Origin of the sequence: Proteus sp. STS61-E, assembly GCF_040932335.1 — a bacterium.
In the GTDB taxonomy this organism is placed as follows: domain Bacteria; phylum Pseudomonadota; class Gammaproteobacteria; order Enterobacterales; family Enterobacteriaceae; genus Proteus; species Proteus mirabilis_B.
The window spans coordinates 482,557-504,003 of sequence record NZ_JBFQGE010000002.1 but is presented as its reverse complement, the minus strand read 5'-3'; the positions used below and the strand labels follow the sequence as shown (position 1 = coordinate 504,003).

Sequence of the window (21,447 nt, the reverse complement as noted above, 5' to 3'; positions counted from 1 at the left end):
TTAAGGTTGGTAAACACCTACCCCTAATTCATCTTCTTTACGTGTACGTGCAATGACGGATTCTGGAGATTCGTGAATACGTAAATCCATTTGATCTTCCGTTCTAATGACTTTACCACGTAGTGAGTTGGCATAAACGTCAACAATCTCAACATCAACGAATTTACCAATCATATCCGGTGTACCTTCAAAGTTAACCACGCGGTTATTCTCAGTACGGCCAGAAAGCTCCATCACATTTTTACGTGAAGGGCCTTCTACTAGAATACGCTGTACAGTGTTTAACATTGCACGGCTAAAGTTCATCGCTTGCTGATTGATGCGCTGTTGTAGCAGATATAAACGCTGTTTCTTCTCATCTTCACTGACATCATCCGGTAAATCAGCAGCTGGTGTGCCAGGGCGTGCTGAATAGATGAAACTAAAGCTCATATCGAAATTAACATCTGCAATTAATTGCATGGTTTTTTCAAAGTCATCTTGAGTTTCACCCGGGAAACCAATGATAAAGTCTGAACTTATCAGAATACCTGGACGTGCTTTGCGTAGTTTGCGAATGATGCTCTTATATTCAAGTGCAGTATGGTTACGCTTCATTAATGTTAGAATACGGTCAGAACCACTTTGCACTGGCAAGTGTAAATAGCTGACTAATTCTGGTGTATCTTCATAAACGGCAACAATATCGTCAGTAAATTCGATAGGGTGGCTGGTAGTAAAGCGAACACGGTCAATACCGTCAATTGCAGCGACTAAGCGAATTAATTCAGCAAAACTACAGATTTGACCATCAAAAGTGGCACCACGATAGGCGTTAACGTTTTGACCTAACAAGTTTACTTCGCGCACACCTTGTGCCGCTAATTGAGCAATTTCAAATAGCACATCATCACAAGGACGGCTAACTTCTTCACCGCGTGTATAAGGAACTACGCAGAAAGAGCAGTATTTATTACAGCCTTCCATGATAGAAACGAAAGCAGAAGGGCCTTCAGCGCGAGGCTCTGGTAAACGGTCAAATTTTTCGATTTCAGGGAAGCTGATATCGACAACTGGGCTTTTAGTCCCTTTAACCTGATTAATCATTTCAGGCAAACGGTGTAAAGTCTGTGGTCCGAAGATAATATCGACACACTGCGCACGTTGACGGATGTATTCACCTTCTTGAGAAGCAACACAACCACCGACGCCAATGATAATATCGGGTTTATTATCTTTAAAATATTTCCAACGTCCTAACTGATGAAAGACTTTTTCTTGTGCTTTCTCACGGATAGAACAGGTATTTAGCAGTAGAATGTCCGCATCTTCGGCGACATCGGTTAACTGATAACCGTGGGTGCTTTCGAGTAGGTCTGCCATTTTGGATGAATCGTACTCATTCATCTGACAGCCCCAAGTTTTAATGTACAGTTTTTTTATCGTCGACATTGTGTAAATCCGGTATTTTCAGTGAGACAATAGCTAATCATTGGAAAACGTTGCGTGTAATAAGCCAATAAGGCGGTTATTGTAGTCATTTGTGTGGTCAGTGACTAGAGCAAGTCGGCGCTAATTCTCTATGGCGTTTAGTTTAATAGAAATAAACTGAAACAGCGCTTACCTATTATTTAAAGTAATGAGTTATGGCATAACAATGATGAGTAATGTAAAAAACGATTTTGATGCAATCATCGCTGGTGGCGGGATGATTGGCGCTGCTGTTGCAATTGGGCTGGCGCAAGAAGGATTGCGTGTTGCAATGATTGAACGACAGTCTCCAGCACCTTTTGATGCGTCATCTCATCCTGATATCCGTATTTCTGCGATTAGTTGCGCGTCCGTTAGTCTATTAAAACAATTAGGTGCATGGCAACATGTTTTAGCTATGCGTTCTGCGCCTTATCTTACCTTAGAAACATGGGAAGAAGAAAATGCCCATGTAATTTTTGATGCTAAAAGCCTAGGTTTACCTGAATTAGGGTATATGGTTGAAAACCGAATTTTGCAATTAGCGCTTTGGCAAGAGGCTGAACGTTATAGCAATATCACCTTATTATGTCCAAATAGTCTAAGTAAAATGACTTATTTAGATGATAAATGGAAAGTAACGCTTTCTGATGGCAGTGAAGTCACTACAAATTTAGTGGTAGGTGCGGATGGTGCAAATTCTCAAGTGCGCCAATTTGCGGGTATTGGTAGCAATGGCTGGCAATATCGCCAATCTTGTATGTTGATCACGGTGAAAACAGAATTACCCCCAGAAAAGGGCACATGGCAACGCTTTTACCCTTCAGGACCTCGTGCTTATTTACCGCTTTTTGATAATTGGGCTTGTTTGGTTTGGTATGACTCGCCTGACCGAATTAGAAAACTGCAAAACATGCCGATGGCGCAGTTAGAAAAAGAAATTCAACACGCTTTCCCAGAGCGATTAGGCAAAGCGACACCTATTGCAGCTGGTTCATTCCCATTAACTCGTCAGCATGCAAGTCGTTATGTTGATAAAGGAATTGTTTTGTTGGGAGATGCGGCTCACACCATTAATCCATTAGCAGGACAGGGCGTTAACTTAGGTTACCGTGATGTAGATTGTTTCTTGGACTTAGTGGCTGAGGCTAAAAAACATTTCGAGCCTTGGGATTCAATGGCGTTATTGAAAAAATATCAGCGTCGTCGTATGCCTGATAATCTAGTTATGCAAGCGGGTATGGACGTATTTTATCACGCCTTTAGTCACCAATTACCGGGTTTAAAAGTTGTTAGAAATATTGGCCTTTTAGCAGCTCAACATGCAGGAAAAGCGAAAGAAGCGGCATTGCGTTATGCGTTAGGTATTAAATAATTAGAAATGCGATGATCTGCGTTGGATATCAACAATAAGATCATCGCATAATTGTTACGCTTTTAAATGCTTGGCATGAAAAGCAATATGCTCACCAATAAAACTCGCCACAAAATAGTAACTGTGATCGTACCCTTGATGTAAATTCAATTGATAAGGGAACTGTTTTGTATCGCAAGCTTGAGCAAATAATTCAGGCTTCAGTTGCTCTTGATAGAAAGGATCATCGAGTCCGACATCAATACGCATAGGTAACACACTTTCTGCTTGGTTAATTAATTCAACCGCATCATATTGTTGCCACTGTGTCGTATCATCGCCTAAATAAGCGCTAAACGCTTTTTTACCCCAAGGAACAACTGATGGTGCCACAATTGGAGAAAACGCTGAGACACTGCTGTAGCGTGCTGAATTTCGCAATGCAATCGTTAATGCACCATGACCACCCATTGAATGGCCACTAATAGCACGTTGATGAGTTACAGGAAAATGCGTTTCTATTAGTGCAGGAAGTTCATCAACAATGTAGTCATACATATTGTAATGAGTATTCCACGGCGATTGTGTCGCATTAAGGTAAAAACCAGCACCTTGCCCTAAATCATAAGCACTATCATCAGCAACATTCTCACCGCGAGGGCTAGTATCAGGTACCACTAAAACAATACCGTGTTGTGCTGCAAATTGTTGAGCACCTGATTTAGTAATAAAATTTTGCTCGTTGCAGGTTAAGCCTGATAACCAATATAAAACAGGGTATTTTTGCTCTTCTTCCATAGGAGGAAGATAGATAGCAAATTTCATCTCACAATTTAACGCCTTTGATGTATGTTGATAAACTTCTTGCCAACCACCAAAACAGGCGTGACGTTCAATCCTTTCCATTTTGACTCCTTTAAAAACAAAGACAAACCTATGAGACATAGGCTTGAGAATGATTAATCGAAATGAATAACAGTTCGGATTGATTTACCTTCATGCATTAAATCAAAAGCTTCATTAATTTTATCTAACGGTAGTTTATGGGTAACAAAAGGCTTAAGTTCGATATTACCTTTCATTGCATCCTCGACCATACCGGGTAATTGACTACGACCTTTAACACCGCCAAAAGCAGTACCTTTCCATGAGCGCCCTGTAACTAATTGGAATGGACGGGTTGAGATCTCTTGTCCTGCACCAGCTACACCAATAATAATGGATTGACCCCAACCACGATGCGCACTTTCTAATGCAGCTCTCATGACATTGACGTTTCCGATACATTCAAAAGTATGGTCAATACCCCATTGTGTCATTTCAACAAGGACTTGCTGAATAGGCTTGTCGTAGTCATTAGGGTTTAAGCAGTCAGTTGCACCAAACTGGCGCGCTAATGCAAATTTTTCAGGATTTGTATCGATAGCAAAAATACGACCTGCTTTGGCTTGTCTTGCACCTTGAAGAACGGCAAGACCAATACCGCCTAAACCAAACACAGCAACAGAGTCACCTTCTTGTACTTTTGCCGTATTGTGAACTGCACCAATACCAGTTGTTACGCCACAACCTAATAAGCAAACTTCTTCGTGATTGGCTTCTGGATTGATTTTTGCCAGAGAAACTTCAGCCACCACAGTGTATTCGCTAAAAGTAGAGCATCCCATATAGTGATAAATAGGTTGTCCGTTGTAAGAAAAACGTGTTGTCCCATCTGGCATTAAACCCTTACCTTGCGTTGCTCTGACTGCAACACATAAGTTTGTTTTGCCTGATTTGCAAAATAGACATTCGCCACATTCGGCAGTGTATAGAGGAATAACGTGATCGCCCGGTTTAACACTGGTGACACCTTCACCGACCTCGACAACCACACCAGCGCCTTCATGACCAAGAATAGCAGGGAATACACCTTCAGGATCATCACCTGAGAGCGTAAAAGCGTCTGTATGGCAAACACCTGTATGGCTGATTTTTATGAGTACTTCACCTGCTTTTGGTGGCATCACATCAACTTCAACGATTTTTAAAGGTTCTCCTGGTCCAAATGCGACCGCTGCACGAGATTTCATGGTGTATCCTTTTTTGTTATTAACGCAGGTAAGTGCGGATAAGTGAAATGGCATCATCAACGGAATTTTTTTGATCTTCAGGAGAAGCGACAGCATCCATAAGACCTTCACGTAAATGACTTTCGAGCACACCTGCCATCAGACCGTTGATAGCACCTCTGATGGCGGCAATTTGTTGTAATACCTGACCGCATTCATTTTCATTTTCAAGGGCAGTTTCTAATGCAAGAAGTTGCCCTTTAATTTTTCTTACGCGAGTTAACGCGGCTTTTTTTTCTGCTGGTGAGTGTGGCATACATAATCCTTAAATATACTATGGGGGAGTATAGTATCTAGGGAGATATATGTACAGAGAGATCAAGAAAGTGTGAAATGATGAGAATAAAAATGATGGTGTGGAGAATGTTAGCTTTTGAGAGCAGAGGTGTAAGAAGATAAAGGGGTGATGAAGTTGAGAGAAAAGACCGAGACAAGAAAAACGTAAGAGACAAAAACAAAAAAGACCCGCAATGCGAGTCTTATCTGTTGATTTCGTGATTAACACGTTAGTAATCAATGGTGCGGGAGGCGAGACTTGAACTCGCACACCTTGCGGCGCCAGAACCTAAATCTGGTGCGTCTACCAATTTCGCCACTCCCGCAACAACTTGGAGAAAAAAAGACTCGCTCAGCGAGTCTCTCTTTCAAAATATGGCTGGGATACCAGGATTCGAACCTGGGAATGCCAGGATCAAAACCTGGTGCCTTACCGCTTGGCGATATCCCAAAAAATGGTGGCTATGACGGGATTCGAACCTGTGACCCCAACATTATGAGTGTTGTGCTCTAACCAGCTGAGCTACATAGCCGTATTGAATCTAGCTGTCTTTCTTTTGAAAGATGGCTGGGGTACCAGGATTCGAACCTGGGAATGCCAGGATCAAAACCTGGTGCCTTACCGCTTGGCGATACCCCATCCGCTAATTCAATTGTCAACACACTTATTTATCAGAAATATGGCTGGGATACCAGGATTCGAACCTGGGAATGCCAGGATCAAAACCTGGTGCCTTACCGCTTGGCGATATCCCAACTGATAAATTCTTGACGAGGTTAAAATGGTGCGGGAGGCGAGACTTGAACTCGCACACCTTGCGGCGCCAGAACCTAAATCTGGTGCGTCTACCAATTTCGCCACTCCCGCAAAAAGATGGTGGCTATGACGGGATTCGAACCTGTGACCCCAACATTATGAGTGTTGTGCTCTAACCAGCTGAGCTACATAGCCATCTTTTTTTTGCATAACCTTCGTCGGCGTTGCGGGGCGCATTATGCGTATTACAGACAAATCCGTCAACTGCTTTTTGCATTAATTTTCGAGAAACGTGTCCGTTTGCTCGATGGTTAATCATTTTGTCGAAAAAAGATCCAAAAAACAACCTTATTGATGAAAAATATCTCAAAGAATAAGGCGCAATAGTGTGTGAATAAAAAGAAAAAACAAAGCAGTAAGAGAAATGATATTAAGTCAAAGAGGGAAAGGATGGGAAATAATGAGTATAAAAAAAAGAAATGAGGTGAGAAACTCACGCTACATTTCTTTTTCTTTGAATATTACTGATTGAATTTTAGACTTATTTCACAATGAAAATCAGAAAAGTATACATTCAACGCAAAAAGTGTAATTTATCAACAATAAATTACTTTTCTAATAGCTGTTGAAGCAATTCTCCGTTAAGCATTGCGCGTTTAGTCAAGGCAAAAGCCCCTATGGCAGAACGATGATCAAGCTCTGATGTGACGACAGGAAGCTCTTCTCTGAATTCTTTTAATACTTGTGTATTAATGCAACTTTGAATTGAGGGAAGTAAAACTTCAGCTGCTTCAGTCAATTCACCCGCTAAAACCACTTTTTGTGGGTTAAATAGGTTAATGGCAATCGCAATAGCTTTACCTAAGTGTAAACCCACTTGTTTGATGGTTTCGACTGCTAGCGGGTCATTTTTAACAGCGGCTCGACAAATATCTTGGATTTGGCACTGTGTTGGCGATAAATACTGGCTTGGATAGCCTTGCTCTAATTGATAGCGTACTTTCGCCTCGATTGCTGTATTGGATGCAATCGTTTCTAAACAACCAAAGTTACCACAATGGCAACGTTCACCTAGAGGGTCGATTTGAATATGACCAATCTCTCCTAAGTTACCACGTTGGTTGAGCAGAATTTTATTATTAATAATAACACCAGCACCTGCACCCCGATGGATACGGACGAGTAATGAGTCTTCACAATCTCTTGTAGCACCAAAATAGTTTTCAGCTAAAGCTAGGCTTCGAATATCATGTCCTGCATAACAAGGCAGACTAAAGCGTTTTTCTAAGCTATTTACTAAAGCCCAATTATCCACTTTCATATGAGGCATATAACGAACAATGCCTTTATTTGGATCAACAAGACCGGGGAGGATCACAGAAATTGAAATAAGCTCACGAATACGACGCTGATTTTGTTTAATAAAATCATCAATTGCATTGATAAGCAGAGCTTCAACTTCATTTTGAGTACTTTGTTCTAAAGGGTAGTGTTGCTCAATGATGACTTTTCCACTTAGATCATAAAGAGCAACAGTGGCATCATTACGCCCCAATCGCACACTAACTGTATTAAAATTGCGGTGTTCAACAATAATAGAAATTGCGCGACGTCCACCTGTTGATGCTTGTTGATCAACTTCTTTAATTAAGCCTCGTTCAAGCAACTGACGAGTAATTTTAGTCACACTGGCTGGCGCTAGCTGGCTTTGTTCGGCTATTTGGATACGGGAAATTGGCCCGTGTTGATCAATCAGTCGATACACAATCGCACTGTTAAGTTGTTTAACAAGATCGATATTGCCAATTTGCGTTTCAGTGTTGTTATGACTCATCAGCATATACATCCATTAGTTATTCAGTTATTTCGATACCATTGACAAACGTTGTACAAAGGTTGAAGTCCTTATCAAAAGAAGCGAGGTTAGCAATTTTTCCAGCTTCAATTGTTCCCAATTCTTTTTCCATTCCAATTGCACGAGCAGGATAAAGTGTTGCCATCCGCAATGTTTCATCTAATGGAATACCTACATGGATCACGCTATTTTTAATTGCACCAATCATGGTTAGTGATGATCCACTTAATGTACCATCTGCATCGACACAAAGACCATTACGATAATATATGGTTTTACCGGCAAAAACGAAGCTATCCATCTCATTTTTGCTAGGATCAAGCCCCGCTGGCGCAGTTGCGTCTGTGACTAAAAGTAATTTTTCACCTTTCAAACGCTTACTGTTACGAATATTTGCCCATGAAACATGCAACCCATCAGCAATGATACCAGCATAAACTTCAGGTGTATCATAAATGGCACCTACAAGCCCTGGGCCTCTGCCTGTAATATAAGGCATTGCGTTGTAAAGGTGAGTCGATAATGAGATACCATTACGGAATCCTTTACGTGCTTCTTCATAAGTCGAATTAGAATGACCCGCAGAAACAATGATACCTGCTTTGATTAATTGACGAACATACTTTTCATCAACCATTTCTGGCGCGAGGGTGATTTTGGCGATGACATCAGCATTATCGCACAAATAGCTAATCATCTGAGCACTTGGTTGACGAATAAATTGTGGATCGTGAGTCCCTTTTTTAATCACATTGATATATGGGCCTTCTAAATGTAATCCCAATACTTTATTTTCATGTTTCTTCATATAAGCACGAGTTGCTTCAATGCCTATTTTCATCAATTCATCAGAACAGGTAATTAGCGTTGGCAAATAGCTAGTGCAACCTAAGCGTTCATTCGCTTTTTGCATAATTTCTAACGTTTCAACGGTGACATTTTCAGGAGTGTCATTAAATTGCACACCGCCACAACCATTAACCTGTAAATCAATAAAACCAGGAGAGACAATTGCACCTTTCATATCACGAACAGTGATATCTTTTGGCAGTTGATCCTGTGGGCAAACCTGCTCAATACGGGAGCCGTTAATAATAATGGCGTGGTTTTCTAAACGGTCGTAACCTGTATAAATAACAGCATTTGTTAAGGCAAACATACCTTTGTCTCCTGATAAGGGAAGTCAATCTAAAAAGCCGATATCAGCCAGCAAATTCTGGCTGATAAGTAAGAGAGCTTAGCCTTTTCCGCTACTTAATCAGTAGGTACTTATTTTACTAAACTTAGTCTTGGTATTTCTGACACTCTTGCGCTTCAATTTGTTGGAAATAACGCAATGTTTTTACACGTAATTCCATTGTTGCAGGATCATCACACACTAAAATTGCTTTAGGGTGAAGTTGAACACAGGAAATCGTCCATAAATGGTTAACAGCGCCTTCTGTTGCTGCATGTACTGCTTGTGCTTTATTAAAATCGGTCGCCAAAATCATTAATTCTTCAGCATCTAATAATGTGCCTACACCGACTGTCAGTGCATATTTAGGAACATGATTAACATTATTGTCGAAGAAACGTGAATTTGCTAAGCGTGTATCTTCAGTTAGCGTTTTCATTCGAGTGCGTGAAGAGAGTGAAGACGCTGGTTCATTAAATGCAATGTGACCGTCGTTACCTACACCGCCCATAAACAGATTGATTTTGCCATAAGACTTGATTTTAGCTTCATAGCGTTCGCATTCTGCTTGTGGATCTTCAGCATTACCATTTAATAAATTGATATTTTCATCTTTAATATCAATATGATTAAAGAAGTTTTCATACATAAAAGTACGATAACTTTGTGAATGATCTGATGGAATACCAACATATTCATCCATATTGAACGTCACAACGTGTTGGAAGCTGACTTTTCCTGCACGATGCAATTCAATTAATTCTTTATATGTCGCCAATGGCGTGCCACCAGTCGGTAAACCAAGTACGAAAGGGCGCTCTGCGGTTGGATTAAACGCATTGATTTTCTCAACGATATAATTTGCAGACCACTTACCAACTTGTTTTGCCGTGGATAGGGGGATTAACCTCATAGTAACCTCATAGAAAAAAGACAAATCTGATAACTCAGTAACGTGTTATTTCATCGTGTGATTATCAGTGGCTCATCTATAACACGAATTTCTTTTCATTTTTAGCTGATGATCGAAATGTCCCGCCAAAAGATATTTTTAATCATAAAATAAGCTTTCTGACTTAGCCAGCATTTCAGCTAAAAATTATACGATATTAGTGACTTTAATCACAAATTATGACTAATTAATTTGCGATACGAAATAATTTTTTTAGACTAAAAATGGAATTAAATAATTAGCTCATCAATTTTATTATAAAATATGAATGAGTATGAATAAGATCCCGCATAGGGGCTATCCAAGGGGGAGTTTGTGAATATTTTAAGTTATCTGCAGAAGATAGGACGGGCGCTGATGGTGCCTGTTGCTACATTACCTGCAGCAGCAATTCTGATGGGGATTGGCTACTGGATCGACCCAGTAGGCTGGGGTGGCGATAACGCGCTTGCTGCCTTACTTATCAAATCTGGTGCTGCCATCATCGACAATATGTCAGTCTTGTTTGCCATTGGTGTTGCTTATGGTATGTCGAAAGACAAAGACGGTGCTGCCGCTTTAACAGGATTTGTTGGGTTCTTAGTCGTGACAACACTTTGCTCTCCAGCAGCGGTGTCAATGATCAAAGGCCTGCCTTTAGAAGAGGTTCCTGTTGCTTTTGGTAAAATAAATAACCAGTTTGTTGGGATCTTGGTTGGTGTACTCTCTGCCGAGCTTTATAACCGCTTTAGTAGCGTTGAACTGCCTCGCGCACTGTCATTCTTTAGTGGCCGCCGTTTAGTTCCTATCCTAACCTCATTTTTAATGATCATCGTCGCCTTTATTCTGATGTATATCTGGCCTGTGATTTATGGCGGATTAGTCAGCTTTGGTGAAAGCATTAAAGATATGGGCGCATTAGGTGCGGGTATCTACGCATTCTTTAACCGTTTATTAATTCCAGTTGGCTTACACCATGCGTTGAACTCCGTATTCTGGTTTGACGTTGCCGGTATTAACGATATTCCTAACTTCCTAGCAGGTCAGCAAGCTATCGATTCTGGCTTAGCAACTGTGGGTGTAACAGGTCGTTATCAAGCAGGTTTCTTCCCAGTAATGATGTTTGGTTTACCGGGCGCGGCGCTTGCTATCTATCACTGCGCACGTAAAGAGAACAAAGCAAAAGTTGCGGGTATCATGATTGCAGGTGCATTTGCTGCCTTCTTCACAGGTATTACTGAACCACTTGAATTCTCCTTTATGTTTGTGGCGCCTGTGCTCTATGTTATTCACGCATTCTTAATGGCGATTTCTGTTTATATCGCAGCAAGCATGGAGTGGATTTCAGGATTCGGCTTTAGTGCGGGCTTAGTGGATATGTTCTTATCTTCACGTAACCCACTGGCTGTTCATTGGTACATGCTGATTGTTCAAGGTATTGTTTTCTTCTTTATCTATTACGGTATTTTCCGTTTCACTATCACCAAATTTAACCTGAAAACTCCGGGTCGTGAAGATGATGTGATGGGTGATGAAACTGCTGATGGCTATGATGAAGATATCAAAACAGCGCCAGCAAATAGTAAAGAAGGTATTCAACAAGAAGCTCGTCAATATATCGCAGCTATCGGTGGTACTGATAACTTAACGGGTATTGATGCTTGTATTACCCGTTTACGCTTAAATGTAAAAGATGCCACTGTTGTTAATGATGCCTATGCAAAACGCTTAGGTGCATCAGGTGTTATTCGCTTAAACAAACAAAGTGTTCAAGTGATTGTAGGTACACGTGCTGAATTAGTCGCTAACGCTATGCGTGATGTATTGACTCAAGGTCCTGTGCCAGCTTATGAAGCGCCAGCTACCTCTACAGTATCTACTGAAAAAGCACCTGTAAAACAAGCCAACACAAATGCAAAAGTGTTACTTGAAATGATTGCGCCTTTTGATGGTGAAGTCGTGGCATTGAAAGATGTGCCTGATGAAGCGTTCTCTAGTGGTGTTGTTGGGGATGGTGTAGCAATAAAACCAACCTCTAATATCGTGATGGCACCTGCAACAGGTACTGTTGTTAAGATTTTTGATACTAATCATGCATTTTGTATCGAGACTGACAATGGGGTTGAAATCATCGTACATATGGGAATTGATACCGTTGCATTAGGTGGCAAAGGCTTCAAGCGTTTAGTTGAAGAAGGTGCGGACGTTAAAGTCGGTCAACCTATCTTAGAATTAGATCTTGAATATCTGAACGCTAATGCCAAATCGATGATAAGCCCTGTCATTGTTAGCAATATCGATGATTTTGATAAGATTGCTGAACAAGTTGCAGGTGTTGTGGTCGGAAATAAAACGGTTATCTACAACGTGTTAAAATAAATTCTATCTAGATATTTAATCCTCTATAAAGAGATGGTTAAATAAGACGATAAAACGGGGAGTCTTTCAAACTTCCCGTTTTTTTATCTCTATTTTGATAAATATCTCAGGGGTGTATTTAGCTAAGGTATTTATGAAACCTGCTTATTGGATTATAGTGGGTTAATTATGCGTTTTGCTTTGAGGAAAAAATGACCATGAATGAGGCAGATGCCCGCCCAACGAACTTTATTCGTCAAATTATTGACGAAGATCTGGCTACTGGGAAACATAATAGCGTTCAAACGCGTTTCCCACCTGAACCTAATGGCTATCTTCATATCGGCCATGCGAAATCAATTTGCCTGAATTTTGGTATTGCTAAAGATTATCAGGGAAAATGTAATCTACGTTTTGATGATACCAATCCAGTAAAAGAAGATATTGAGTACATCAACTCAATTCAAAAAGATGTTCAGTGGTTAGGTTTCCAATGGGAAGGTAGCATTCATTACTCCTCAGATTATTTTGATCAACTTTATCAATATGCGATTGAGCTGATTAATAAAGGCTTAGCTTACGTTGATGAGTTAAGCGCTGAAGAAATTCGTGAATACCGCGGTACATTAAAAGAGCCAGGTAAAAACAGCCCTTATCGCTCACGTAGCGTAGAAGAGAACTTAGCGCTGTTTGAAAAAATGCGTGCTGGTGGCTTTGAAGAAGGTAAAGCGTGCTTACGTGCGAAAATTGATATGGCATCACCATTTATTGTTATGCGTGATCCTGTGCTTTATCGTATTAAATTCGCTGAACATCACCAAACTGGAAATAAATGGTGCATTTATCCAATGTATGATTTTACCCACTGTATCTCTGATGCACTGGAAAATATCACACATTCTTTATGTACTTTAGAATTCCAAGATAACCGCCGTTTATATGATTGGGTGCTGGATAATATCACTATCCCTTGTCATCCTCGTCAATATGAATTCTCACGTCTTAACCTTGAATACACAGTGATGTCAAAACGTAAGCTGAATCAGCTTGTGACAGAAAACATTGTGAATGGTTGGGATGATCCTCGTATGCCAACAATTTCAGGCTTACGTCGCCGTGGTTATACCGCAGAATCTATTCGTGAATTCTGTCTACGTATTGGTGTGACGAAACAAGAAAACAACGTCGAAATGGCAGCTCTGGAATCTTGTATTCGTGATGACTTAAACGAAAATGCACCACGCGCAATGGCTGTTATCGATCCTGTTCGTTTAGTGATTGAAAATATGCCAGAAGGTGAAGAAATTCTTGTTGCACCAAATCACCCAAATAAACCAGAAATGGGAACGCGAGAAGTGCCATTTAGCCGTGAAATCTATATTGATCGCGCTGACTTCAAAGAAGAAGCAAACCGTCAATATAAACGTCTGGTGCTAGGTAAAGAAGTACGTTTACGTAATGCTTATGTTATTAAAGCAGAACGTGTTGAGAAAGATGAACAAGGCGAAATTACGACTATTTACTGTACCTATGATGCAGAGACTTTAAATAAAGATCCTGCTGATGGACGTAAAGTAAAAGGCGTTATTCACTGGGTAAGCATTCCACATGCGATCCCAGCTGAAATCCGTCTTTATGACCGTTTATTTAGCGTACCAAACCCAGCGGCAGAAGATGATTTCTTATCAACAATTAACCCAGAATCATTAGTTATTCGTGAAGGTTTTGTTGAACGTAGCTTAAAAGATGCGGTTATCGAGAAAGCGTATCAATTTGAGCGTGAAGGCTACTTCTGTGCTGATAAGCTTTCAACAGCGGATAAACTTGTGTTTAACCGTACTGTGGGCTTACGTGATACTTGGGCGAAGATTTCTCAACAAGGTTAATTTGACGTTCCTTAAGTCACATTAATGTCTTAATGAATAAAATGCTCGGTAATTTATTTATCGAGCATTTTTTTATCTGTTTTACAGCTTATTTTGCCTAATTTTTCATCTATTGATATTAAATATTTACTATTCTTAATTTGATTAGCCTCTCGTTTTGTCTTTTTTAGGTGATTAGTTTTCATTTATTTCGTTTGAAATAGTTTATTCACTATCACTTTATTCTTTTGTTTTTTCATATCATCACGCTAAATAAAACTGTAATAAGAAAAGTGTGATTCACACCACATATTTTACATCATTAAAAAAGATTATTTATAAATACTATTTATTATTCCTTTCTATAAAAACGAAATTTTATATCATTTAAAGATTGGTTTATAAAACACAATTAAATCAAGTGATTATATTTATTTTGAATCAATCCTTATAAAAGCAAGAAAATGAAACGATCATTTAGTTATGTGCCCTTTGTCATATTTTGATAAAAATTCTTTTTTTTGGGTTGATAATTCGCGTCGCGAAAAATATGCTGTTTATAACCTAATTTAGGTTTTTTCCCCACTTGGGGTTTTATATTTGGAAATAGGCATTGTGCTTATTTCTTTTTTAGTCAAAGTCAAAGAGGAAACAATGCTATGGTTATGCAAAATGCTAAACCAGGCAGGGTGGCACTTGCCGTTATGGGCGCATTGCTTGTAACTGCACTACCTGCAAAAATGTCTCATGCTGAAGGGTTTATTGATGACTCAACCTTAACAGGCGGTCTTTTTTATTGGCAACGTGACCGTGATAGAAAAGAGTTAACACCAAATAGCCCAGATTACGGCAAATACAAAGCTAACTTACACCATTCTACTTTCAACGCTAATCTCGATTTCTCATCAGGTTACCTTGGTGATTTTATTGGTATTGATTTAGCTGCCTTTGGTGCGGCTGAATTGAATAACAGTGGCCCTGCTGCACCTAACGAAATCGGTTTTAGTGATGCAAAAAGTCGCTGGGATGAAAAATGGACTGGCGATCGCAGTGGCATGAGTGTTTATAAAGCGGCTGCGAAATTCAAATTAGGCAACTTTTGGGCTCAAGGTGGATATATTCAACCTAAAGGCCAAAGCTTATTGCGCCCACACTGGAGCTTCTTACCGGGAACTTACCGCGGTGCTGAAGCGGGTGCTGTCTTTGATTTCGATAAAAGTGGTGAATTATCTTTCTCCTATATGTGGACAGATGAATACAAAGCACCATGGTATCGGAATATGTACAATTTCCGTAAAGCTGATCTAGAAACCAATATCAGCTATCTTCACTCTTTCGGCGCCAAATATGATTTTAAAAACAGCCTAGTGTTAGAAGCTGCATTTGGTCAGGCTGATGGTTATATCGATCAGTATTTTGGTAAAGTTTCTTATGATTTCCCAATTGCTGACAATGCATTAAGAACGTCTTACCAATTCTACGGTGCTAAAGATAAAGTTACCGGTGGTGGCGTTAATGATGTTTATGATGGGCTGGCATGGTTACAAGCACTGACTTTTGGTTATACCTACAATGTATTTGACTTCAAAGTAGAAGGAACGTGGGTTAAAGCTGAAGGTAATCAAGGTTATTTCTTACAACGTATGACTCCGGGCTGGGCAACATCTAATGGTCGTCTTGATGTCTGGTGGGATGGTCGTTCTGACTTTAACGCCAATGGTGAAAAAGCACTTTATGCTGGCGTTATGTATGATCTGAAAAACTGGGATCTGTCAGGCTGGGCAGTAGGTACTTCTTATGTTTACGCATGGGATGCTAAGCCAAGTGGTAAAGCTATTTATGACCAAGGTCAGCGTATCAGAGAAAGTGCATGGAATGCGGATATTATGTATACGGTTCAAGAAGGTCGCGCTAAAGGCACTCTCTTTAAGCTTCACTATACCCGTTATGATAACCACTCCGATATTCCAAGTTATGAAGGTGGTTTTGGTAATATTTTCCAAGATGAAAAAGACGTTAAGTTTAACGTGATAATGCCATTTACTATTTTCTAATATCAGCATAAGGATAAAGTGTATTAATTGCACTTTATCCTGAATAAAACTAAAAAAGTTAAATACGATTACGATAAGTAAAAATAAGTAGTAGAAAGGTAGGGATGCGGTAATTAAGAAGAGCCTTACAAATAAGCCTCGTTAATAAAGTGAAATTGTCAGCAGTAGTAAGAAGTGGAAGTAAGAAGTAAAAGAGTAGAAGCAAAAAGTAGTAAAGAGTCGTTTTAAAATCGCAGTATGTAGTAAAAGTAATGAAGTAAAGTCGTCATGTCATGTCGTCTGAGATAAATGTGAGTGGGTTATGTTTATCTCCTGTGCTTCAGTTATTTCGCAAAATTTGCGTAAGGTATTTACCCTAAGTAAAGGCAGTCAGAGTGGGTATCGTAGTGGGGGGTAAATACCTTTATTTTTTAATTCCTTTCTTTTTCGTCCTTTTCATCCTTGTAGGTTTTTTTATTCTATGGCAAATTTCTTGCCATTCATTTTATCTCACCTTATTTATTATTCTGCATTGAATGCTGTTCGATAATGCGAGTTTTCAGGAAGAAGCATGTTAAAGCGATTGGATGATTTTTTATTAGAACCACCATTGAAGCCCTTTAAAGGTATAAAGCGATTTATTGTTGAATTTCTTTTCTTTGGTGTGAAAGAAGCACGTTCCTGTTTATTTGCCGGATTTTTCTTTTTTATTTTATTTGCAACACCAAGTAAAGGTATCTTTGGTATACCTCGTTATGATGTGCTTCTTATTCTCGCTATCGCTTTTCAATTATGGATGGTGTGGGGAAAGCTAGAAACATGGGATGAATTAAAAGCGATCTGTTTTTTCCATATTGTTGGTTTTGTGATGGAATTATTTAAAACATCAGCGGCAATTGGTTCATGGAAATATCCTGATTTTGCTTACACGAAATTGTGGGAAGTCCCTTTGTTTACAGGGTTTATGTACTCTGCGGTAGGAAGTTATTTAATTCAAGCATGGCGTTTTTTAAAAGTACGAATTGAACATTATCCGCCTTATTGGATGGCTACTTTGGTTGCGCTCGCTATCTATATTAATTTCTTCTCTCATCACTTTATTGGTGATTATCGCTGGTACTTAACGGCCTTTATTTTAGGTCTTTATGCTCGTAGTGTGGTTTATTTTACGGCTTATGATACAGAGCGAAAAATGCCCTTATTACTTGCTTTTGTTCTGATAGGTTTCTTTATTTGGCTTGCAGAGAATTTCGGTACATTTTTTGGTGTTTGGCAATATCCTAACCAAATTGGTGCTTGGTCTGCTGTACATGCAGGCAAATGGGGCTCTTGGTCACTGTTAGTCATTGTTACATTTACTATCGTGGTTCATTTAAAACACATTAAACACAGTATCAGTGTGGCTAAGTAGAGTTATCCTCGGATTTTAGGCAATAAAAAAGGAACTGTGAACAGTTCCTTTTTTTTACTGAGAGATTATCCAGAATGAATTATTTCTCATCATGTGCGTGGCTATCTTCTTTGCAATTGCCTTCAGCGCAGTGGCCATATAAGTAAAGGCTATGATTGGAAAGCTTGATACCATGACGTTCAGCGATGTTTCTTTGGCGTAATTCAATTGCATCGTCTGTAAACTCGATAACTTTACCACAATCAAGACAAATTAAATGGTCATGATGGTGTTGTTGAGTTAATTCAAATACTGATTTACCACCTTCAAAATTATGTCGGGTAACAATACCAGCATCATCAAATTGGTTTAAGACGCGATACACTGTTGCCAGACCAATCTCTTCACCGATATCGATGAGTTTTTTGTAGAGATCTTCAGCACTGACATGATGGCACTCAGGATCCTGGAGCACTTCCAAGATCTTTAAGCGAGGAAGTGTAACTTTTAACCCAGCATTTTTTAACGCTTTATTATTGTCGGTCATGCGGATTTAATCCTGTTGCTAATGGTGAATTTAATTTTTGTGCTCACAAATAGGTTTTATTCATTAATACTCGGGTGAATAAATAACCTCATTGATTATAGGCATGATATTTAAAAATAAACACCCCACCTATCACACTATCTTAGCACACCATTGAATAATTATCATTCTCAATATTGAGTATTTATTTTATCCCAGAATTTCGTCTAGGCTCATTTCTTCTTTGATTTGAGCAACCCAAGCGTCAACACGCTCTTCGGTTAATTCTGGTTGACGATCTTCATCAATCGCAAGACCGATAAAATGATTATCATCTGCAAGCCCTTTAGAAGCTTCGAAATGGTAACCTTCTGTTGGCCAATGTCCTACGATAACTGCACCACGAGGCTCAATAATATCGCGGATAGTACCCATTGCATCACAGAAATATTCTGCGTAGTCCTCTTGGTCACCACAACCAAATAGTGCAACAAGCTTACCATTGAAATCAATATCTTCTAGTGTTGGGAAAAAATCATCCCAATCACATTGTGCTTCACCATAATACCAAGTAGGAATACCTAGTAACAGAATATCGAACGCTTCGATGTCTTCTTGACTGGATTTTGCAATATCATGAACTTCGGCATTATCAGCGCCCAGTCTTTCTTGAAGCATTTTGGCAATATTTTCAGTGTTGCCAGTATCACTGCCGAAGAATATTCCTATGATTGCCATAAAGTGAGATAACCTCTTTTATTCTAAATTCGTTATATTTCAAATTGTAGCGTTATTGACTACGTATATTTTCACAAGTTACATACTTTCTTGTATGTTTCCAGTGACTCATTCACTTGTCACCTAGCTACACTTCAAAATATTTAGAGTATATTTGTCTGTGTTTGAACAATTACTAGTGAAAGATAAGCATTGTGTTTTCATAATAGAAAACTAAAAACGTATTTTGACGAAAATAGCAGGCTAATTCTGTCGAATTTGTGTGGTTTATCTGCTAGCTATTTTTGTTTTGATGCATTTTTAAGGCGTGATTTTGCGCCAATTGCTCTAGTAATATTTCTTCAATAAGCTCACTACGACTGACGTTTCTTTCTGTCGCCAACTCATTGAGAGCATTCACAGCATCTTCATTTAATTTTAACTCAACTCGACGTAAGCCATTAACTCTGTCACGTCTTAATTGATTGCGTTTATTAATTCTAAGCTGTTCATCCCGAGAAAGCGGGTTTGTTTTAGGTCGCCCAGGTCTGCGTTCATCTGCGAACAAATCCAGTGTGGTGCGATCAGTTTGTTCTTTTGCCATAAATTTTGCTGTGAAAGGGCGTATACCAATGACTAAATTGCGAAACGCCCAATAATACCCCACATAGTGATGTCTCGCCACTGCTTCCTGACTTTAACCTATTGTGATTTGGTCTTTTTATCAACAGATACTGTTTTTAAGTACAATAATTATACATTCTATTAAGTTATCATTTTTTCAGTGGCGTTATTTTAAGCAGTTAAGTTTATTCGCTAAGCTTTCTCTAAAAAGCGACGAATTGCCTTAATGACGGTATCTGGTTTTTCTGAATGCACCCAATGCCCCGTGTTTGCAACAACAAAGGCGGTTGCGAGAGGGAATTGACGAGCTATGTTTTCACGATACTCATCCAAAATATAAGGTGATAAACCTCCCCGAATAAATAATACAGGGTGATGCCAAGCTGGTACTTCTTGCCAGCCAATAATGTCTGAATAGGCATTTTTTATTGCAGGTAAATTAAATAGCCACTCACCATTTTTGAATGATTTAAGTAAAAATTGGATCACACCGTCTTCTTTAATAAAAGGACGCATGATTTCCACCGCATCTTGACGGCGCGTGACTTGGGCTTCAGTTACAGCTTCAAGTGCAGCAAAGATTTTGTCATGACGGCGAACATTATAGGCAACAGGTGACATATCAATCACAACAATATTTGCGATACGCTCAGGGGCTAATGCTGTCATCGCCATCGCAATTTTGCCTCCCATTGAGTGACCAATAATAATGGCTTTTGGGATATTTAAACTATCAAGCAATGTAAGCACATCTTGCGCCATATCTTGATAATTCATACTTTCACTATGAGGAGAATGCCCATGATTACGCACATCAATTTGTATCACGGTATTATCTTGGCGAAGTGCGCGACCTAAAACGCCTAAATTATTCAGATCACCAAAAAGGCCGTGGATCAAGACGATAGGTAAACTGGATGCAGGTGTCGTTTCAGGTTGGTGTAATTGATAATTTAATAATGTATTGAGTTTCATATTAATGACCAAAATAATTACGATTTTCTTCTATGATGACATGCGCAAGGTGCTAAGCCAACTTATCGCAATAATATGAAAGAGTGATGAAGTTCAGAAATAATTAATAAGAGAAATTTATAAAAAACCATAAAAATACCATTATCTAGATATATATTCTAAACTTATTTAAAAAGTTGAAATCTTGACATTGCTCAAAAATAAATAATTAGAATTTTATATTATTTGGGGGCTGGGTGGTGTGATATGGCGGAATTTAAAGCTGGCTTTGTGCGAATAAGTTCAAAGAATAGAAGATGATACCGAGATAAACAATAGGATAAATACCGAGCTTAGCCTTTAAAACGGTAGGATCTTGAATAGATCCTCTTTAAGTTATTGAAATTTTACCTATTTTGTTTTTAAAGATTATATCTTATAATCCTAATTACTTTTTTTTGAAAATAGTACTGGGTAGCAATGAAAAAGATAGAAATTGATGACGAACTTTACCGCTATATTGCTAGCGAAACTAGACATATCGGTGAAAGCGCTTCAGATATTTTAAGGCGTCTACTGAAGCTCGATGCCAAACAGCCCGTACAGCCAGTCGTTGTCACTGAGTCAGTACAAGCACCTGTTATTAAACAGGAAGCTGAACCTACACCTATTACACCAGCAAAAAATCCGATCCGTGAAATGCGAGAACTGCTGTTATCTGACAGTTATGCAGAAAAAACAAAATCAGTTGATCGCTTTTTACAGATCCTTTCTACGTTATATAGCCTAGATAGCGCTACTTTTACTCAATCTGCTGAAACAGTACATGGACGAACACGTATCTATTTTGCTGGTGATGAACAAACATTACTCGATAGTGGACGTCATACAAAACCGCGCCATATTTCAGGCACGCCGTTTTGGGTTATTACTAACTCGAACACAGAGCGTAAGAGAACAATGGTACAAAGCATCATGCAGGATATGCAATTTCCTGCAAATGAGATTGATAAGGTGTGTGGAACTATCTAACCACTATTGTTAATTGATGCATTGCAAAGGCTTTTGTT

The 21,447-nt window shown here is 39.2% G+C and carries 17 protein-coding genes and 7 tRNA genes; 6 read left to right on the top strand and 18 right to left on the bottom strand.

What is annotated here, in order from left to right; translation table 11 throughout:
* Positions 1-1,431 carry a tRNA (N6-isopentenyl adenosine(37)-C2)-methylthiotransferase MiaB gene (gene miaB / locus AB4J89_RS08125; RefSeq protein ID WP_088493439.1) on the bottom strand — a complete coding sequence of 477 codons (1,431 nt, stop codon included), beginning with the start codon at positions 1,429-1,431 and terminating at the stop codon, positions 1-3.
* A gap of 205 nt (positions 1,432-1,636) precedes the next feature.
* Here miaB and ubiF point away from each other — a divergent pair, with 205 nt between their 5' ends.
* Positions 1,637-2,824: a 3-demethoxyubiquinol 3-hydroxylase gene (gene ubiF / locus AB4J89_RS08120; RefSeq protein ID WP_088493438.1), complete on the top strand. Its 1,188-nt coding sequence runs from the start codon at positions 1,637-1,639 to the stop codon at positions 2,822-2,824.
* Positions 2,825-2,878: 54 nt separating this feature from the next.
* On the opposite strand, the gene fghA is transcribed toward ubiF, so the two are convergent.
* From fghA to nagB, 13 genes are all read right to left on the bottom strand, one after another.
* Positions 2,879-3,709, bottom strand: coding sequence for an S-formylglutathione hydrolase (gene fghA / locus AB4J89_RS08115; protein ID WP_088493437.1), 831 nt, complete (start codon positions 3,707-3,709; stop codon positions 2,879-2,881).
* 53 nt (positions 3,710-3,762) lie between these two features.
* A complete protein-coding gene (locus AB4J89_RS08110; RefSeq protein ID WP_088493436.1) occupies positions 3,763-4,875 on the bottom strand; it encodes an S-(hydroxymethyl)glutathione dehydrogenase/class III alcohol dehydrogenase in 1,113 nt (370 codons plus the stop codon).
* Between the two features lie 19 nt (positions 4,876-4,894).
* Positions 4,895-5,170, bottom strand: a complete 276-nt coding sequence (locus AB4J89_RS08105; RefSeq protein ID WP_036938507.1) for a metal-sensing transcriptional repressor — start codon at positions 5,168-5,170, stop codon at positions 4,895-4,897.
* A 261-nt stretch (positions 5,171-5,431) separates the two neighbouring features.
* A tRNA-Leu gene (locus AB4J89_RS08100) sits at positions 5,432-5,516 on the bottom strand.
* Positions 5,517-5,566: 50 nt separating this feature from the next.
* Positions 5,567-5,641: transfer RNA gene (locus AB4J89_RS08095), tRNA-Gln, on the bottom strand.
* A 5-nt stretch (positions 5,642-5,646) separates the two neighbouring features.
* Positions 5,647-5,723 (bottom strand) — tRNA-Met (locus tag AB4J89_RS08090).
* A 32-nt stretch (positions 5,724-5,755) separates the two neighbouring features.
* Positions 5,756-5,830, bottom strand: a tRNA-Gln gene (locus AB4J89_RS08085).
* Positions 5,831-5,871: 41 nt separating this feature from the next.
* Positions 5,872-5,946 (bottom strand) — tRNA-Gln (locus tag AB4J89_RS08080).
* A 27-nt stretch (positions 5,947-5,973) separates the two neighbouring features.
* Positions 5,974-6,058 (bottom strand) — tRNA-Leu (locus tag AB4J89_RS08075).
* 7 nt (positions 6,059-6,065) lie between these two features.
* A tRNA-Met gene (locus tag AB4J89_RS08070) sits at positions 6,066-6,142 on the bottom strand.
* A 412-nt stretch (positions 6,143-6,554) separates the two neighbouring features.
* On the bottom strand, positions 6,555-7,787 hold the full coding sequence (locus AB4J89_RS08065; protein ID WP_088493435.1) for an N-acetylglucosamine repressor: 1,233 nt from the start codon (positions 7,785-7,787) through the stop codon (positions 6,555-6,557).
* A gap of 13 nt (positions 7,788-7,800) precedes the next feature.
* On the bottom strand, positions 7,801-8,961 hold the full coding sequence (nagA, locus tag AB4J89_RS08060) for an N-acetylglucosamine-6-phosphate deacetylase (protein WP_270756642.1): 1,161 nt from the start codon (positions 8,959-8,961) through the stop codon (positions 7,801-7,803).
* A 124-nt stretch (positions 8,962-9,085) separates the two neighbouring features.
* On the bottom strand, positions 9,086-9,892 hold the full coding sequence (gene nagB / locus AB4J89_RS08055) for a glucosamine-6-phosphate deaminase (RefSeq protein WP_368468854.1): 807 nt from the start codon (positions 9,890-9,892) through the stop codon (positions 9,086-9,088).
* A 354-nt stretch (positions 9,893-10,246) separates the two neighbouring features.
* Here nagB and nagE point away from each other — a divergent pair, with 354 nt between their 5' ends.
* From nagE to AB4J89_RS08035, 4 genes are all read left to right on the top strand, one after another.
* Positions 10,247-12,289: an N-acetylglucosamine-specific PTS transporter subunit IIBC gene (nagE, locus tag AB4J89_RS08050; protein WP_088493433.1), complete on the top strand. Its 2,043-nt coding sequence runs from the start codon at positions 10,247-10,249 to the stop codon at positions 12,287-12,289.
* Between the two features lie 197 nt (positions 12,290-12,486).
* Positions 12,487-14,154 carry a glutamine--tRNA ligase gene (gene glnS / locus AB4J89_RS08045; RefSeq protein ID WP_088493432.1) on the top strand — a complete coding sequence of 556 codons (1,668 nt, stop codon included), beginning with the start codon at positions 12,487-12,489 and terminating at the stop codon, positions 14,152-14,154.
* Between the two features lie 638 nt (positions 14,155-14,792).
* Positions 14,793-16,187, top strand: a complete 1,395-nt coding sequence (locus AB4J89_RS08040; protein ID WP_088493431.1) for an OprD family outer membrane porin — start codon at positions 14,793-14,795, stop codon at positions 16,185-16,187.
* Positions 16,188-16,737: 550 nt separating this feature from the next.
* Entirely contained in the window at positions 16,738-17,577 is an 840-nt protein-coding gene (locus tag AB4J89_RS08035) for a DUF817 domain-containing protein (RefSeq protein WP_088493430.1), read from the top strand.
* A gap of 79 nt (positions 17,578-17,656) precedes the next feature.
* On the opposite strand, the gene fur is transcribed toward AB4J89_RS08035, so the two are convergent.
* The 4 genes from fur to ybfF form a co-directional block, all read right to left on the bottom strand.
* Positions 17,657-18,103: a ferric iron uptake transcriptional regulator gene (gene fur, locus AB4J89_RS08030; RefSeq protein WP_023581171.1), complete on the bottom strand. Its 447-nt coding sequence runs from the start codon at positions 18,101-18,103 to the stop codon at positions 17,657-17,659.
* A 189-nt stretch (positions 18,104-18,292) separates the two neighbouring features.
* On the bottom strand, positions 18,293-18,820 hold the full coding sequence (gene fldA, locus AB4J89_RS08025) for a flavodoxin FldA (protein WP_004244384.1): 528 nt from the start codon (positions 18,818-18,820) through the stop codon (positions 18,293-18,295).
* Between the two features lie 274 nt (positions 18,821-19,094).
* Entirely contained in the window at positions 19,095-19,403 is a 309-nt protein-coding gene (gene ybfE, locus AB4J89_RS08020) for a LexA regulated protein (protein WP_036912278.1), read from the bottom strand.
* Between the two features lie 212 nt (positions 19,404-19,615).
* Positions 19,616-20,398: an esterase gene (gene ybfF, locus AB4J89_RS08015; protein ID WP_088493429.1), complete on the bottom strand. Its 783-nt coding sequence runs from the start codon at positions 20,396-20,398 to the stop codon at positions 19,616-19,618.
* Positions 20,399-20,857: 459 nt separating this feature from the next.
* On the opposite strand from ybfF, the gene seqA reads away from it, so the two are divergent.
* Positions 20,858-21,409 (top strand): replication initiation negative regulator SeqA, encoded by a 552-nt coding sequence (gene seqA / locus AB4J89_RS08010; RefSeq protein WP_069370079.1) that lies wholly within the window; start codon positions 20,858-20,860, stop codon positions 21,407-21,409.
* The last annotated feature ends 38 nt before the right edge of the window (positions 21,410-21,447 follow it).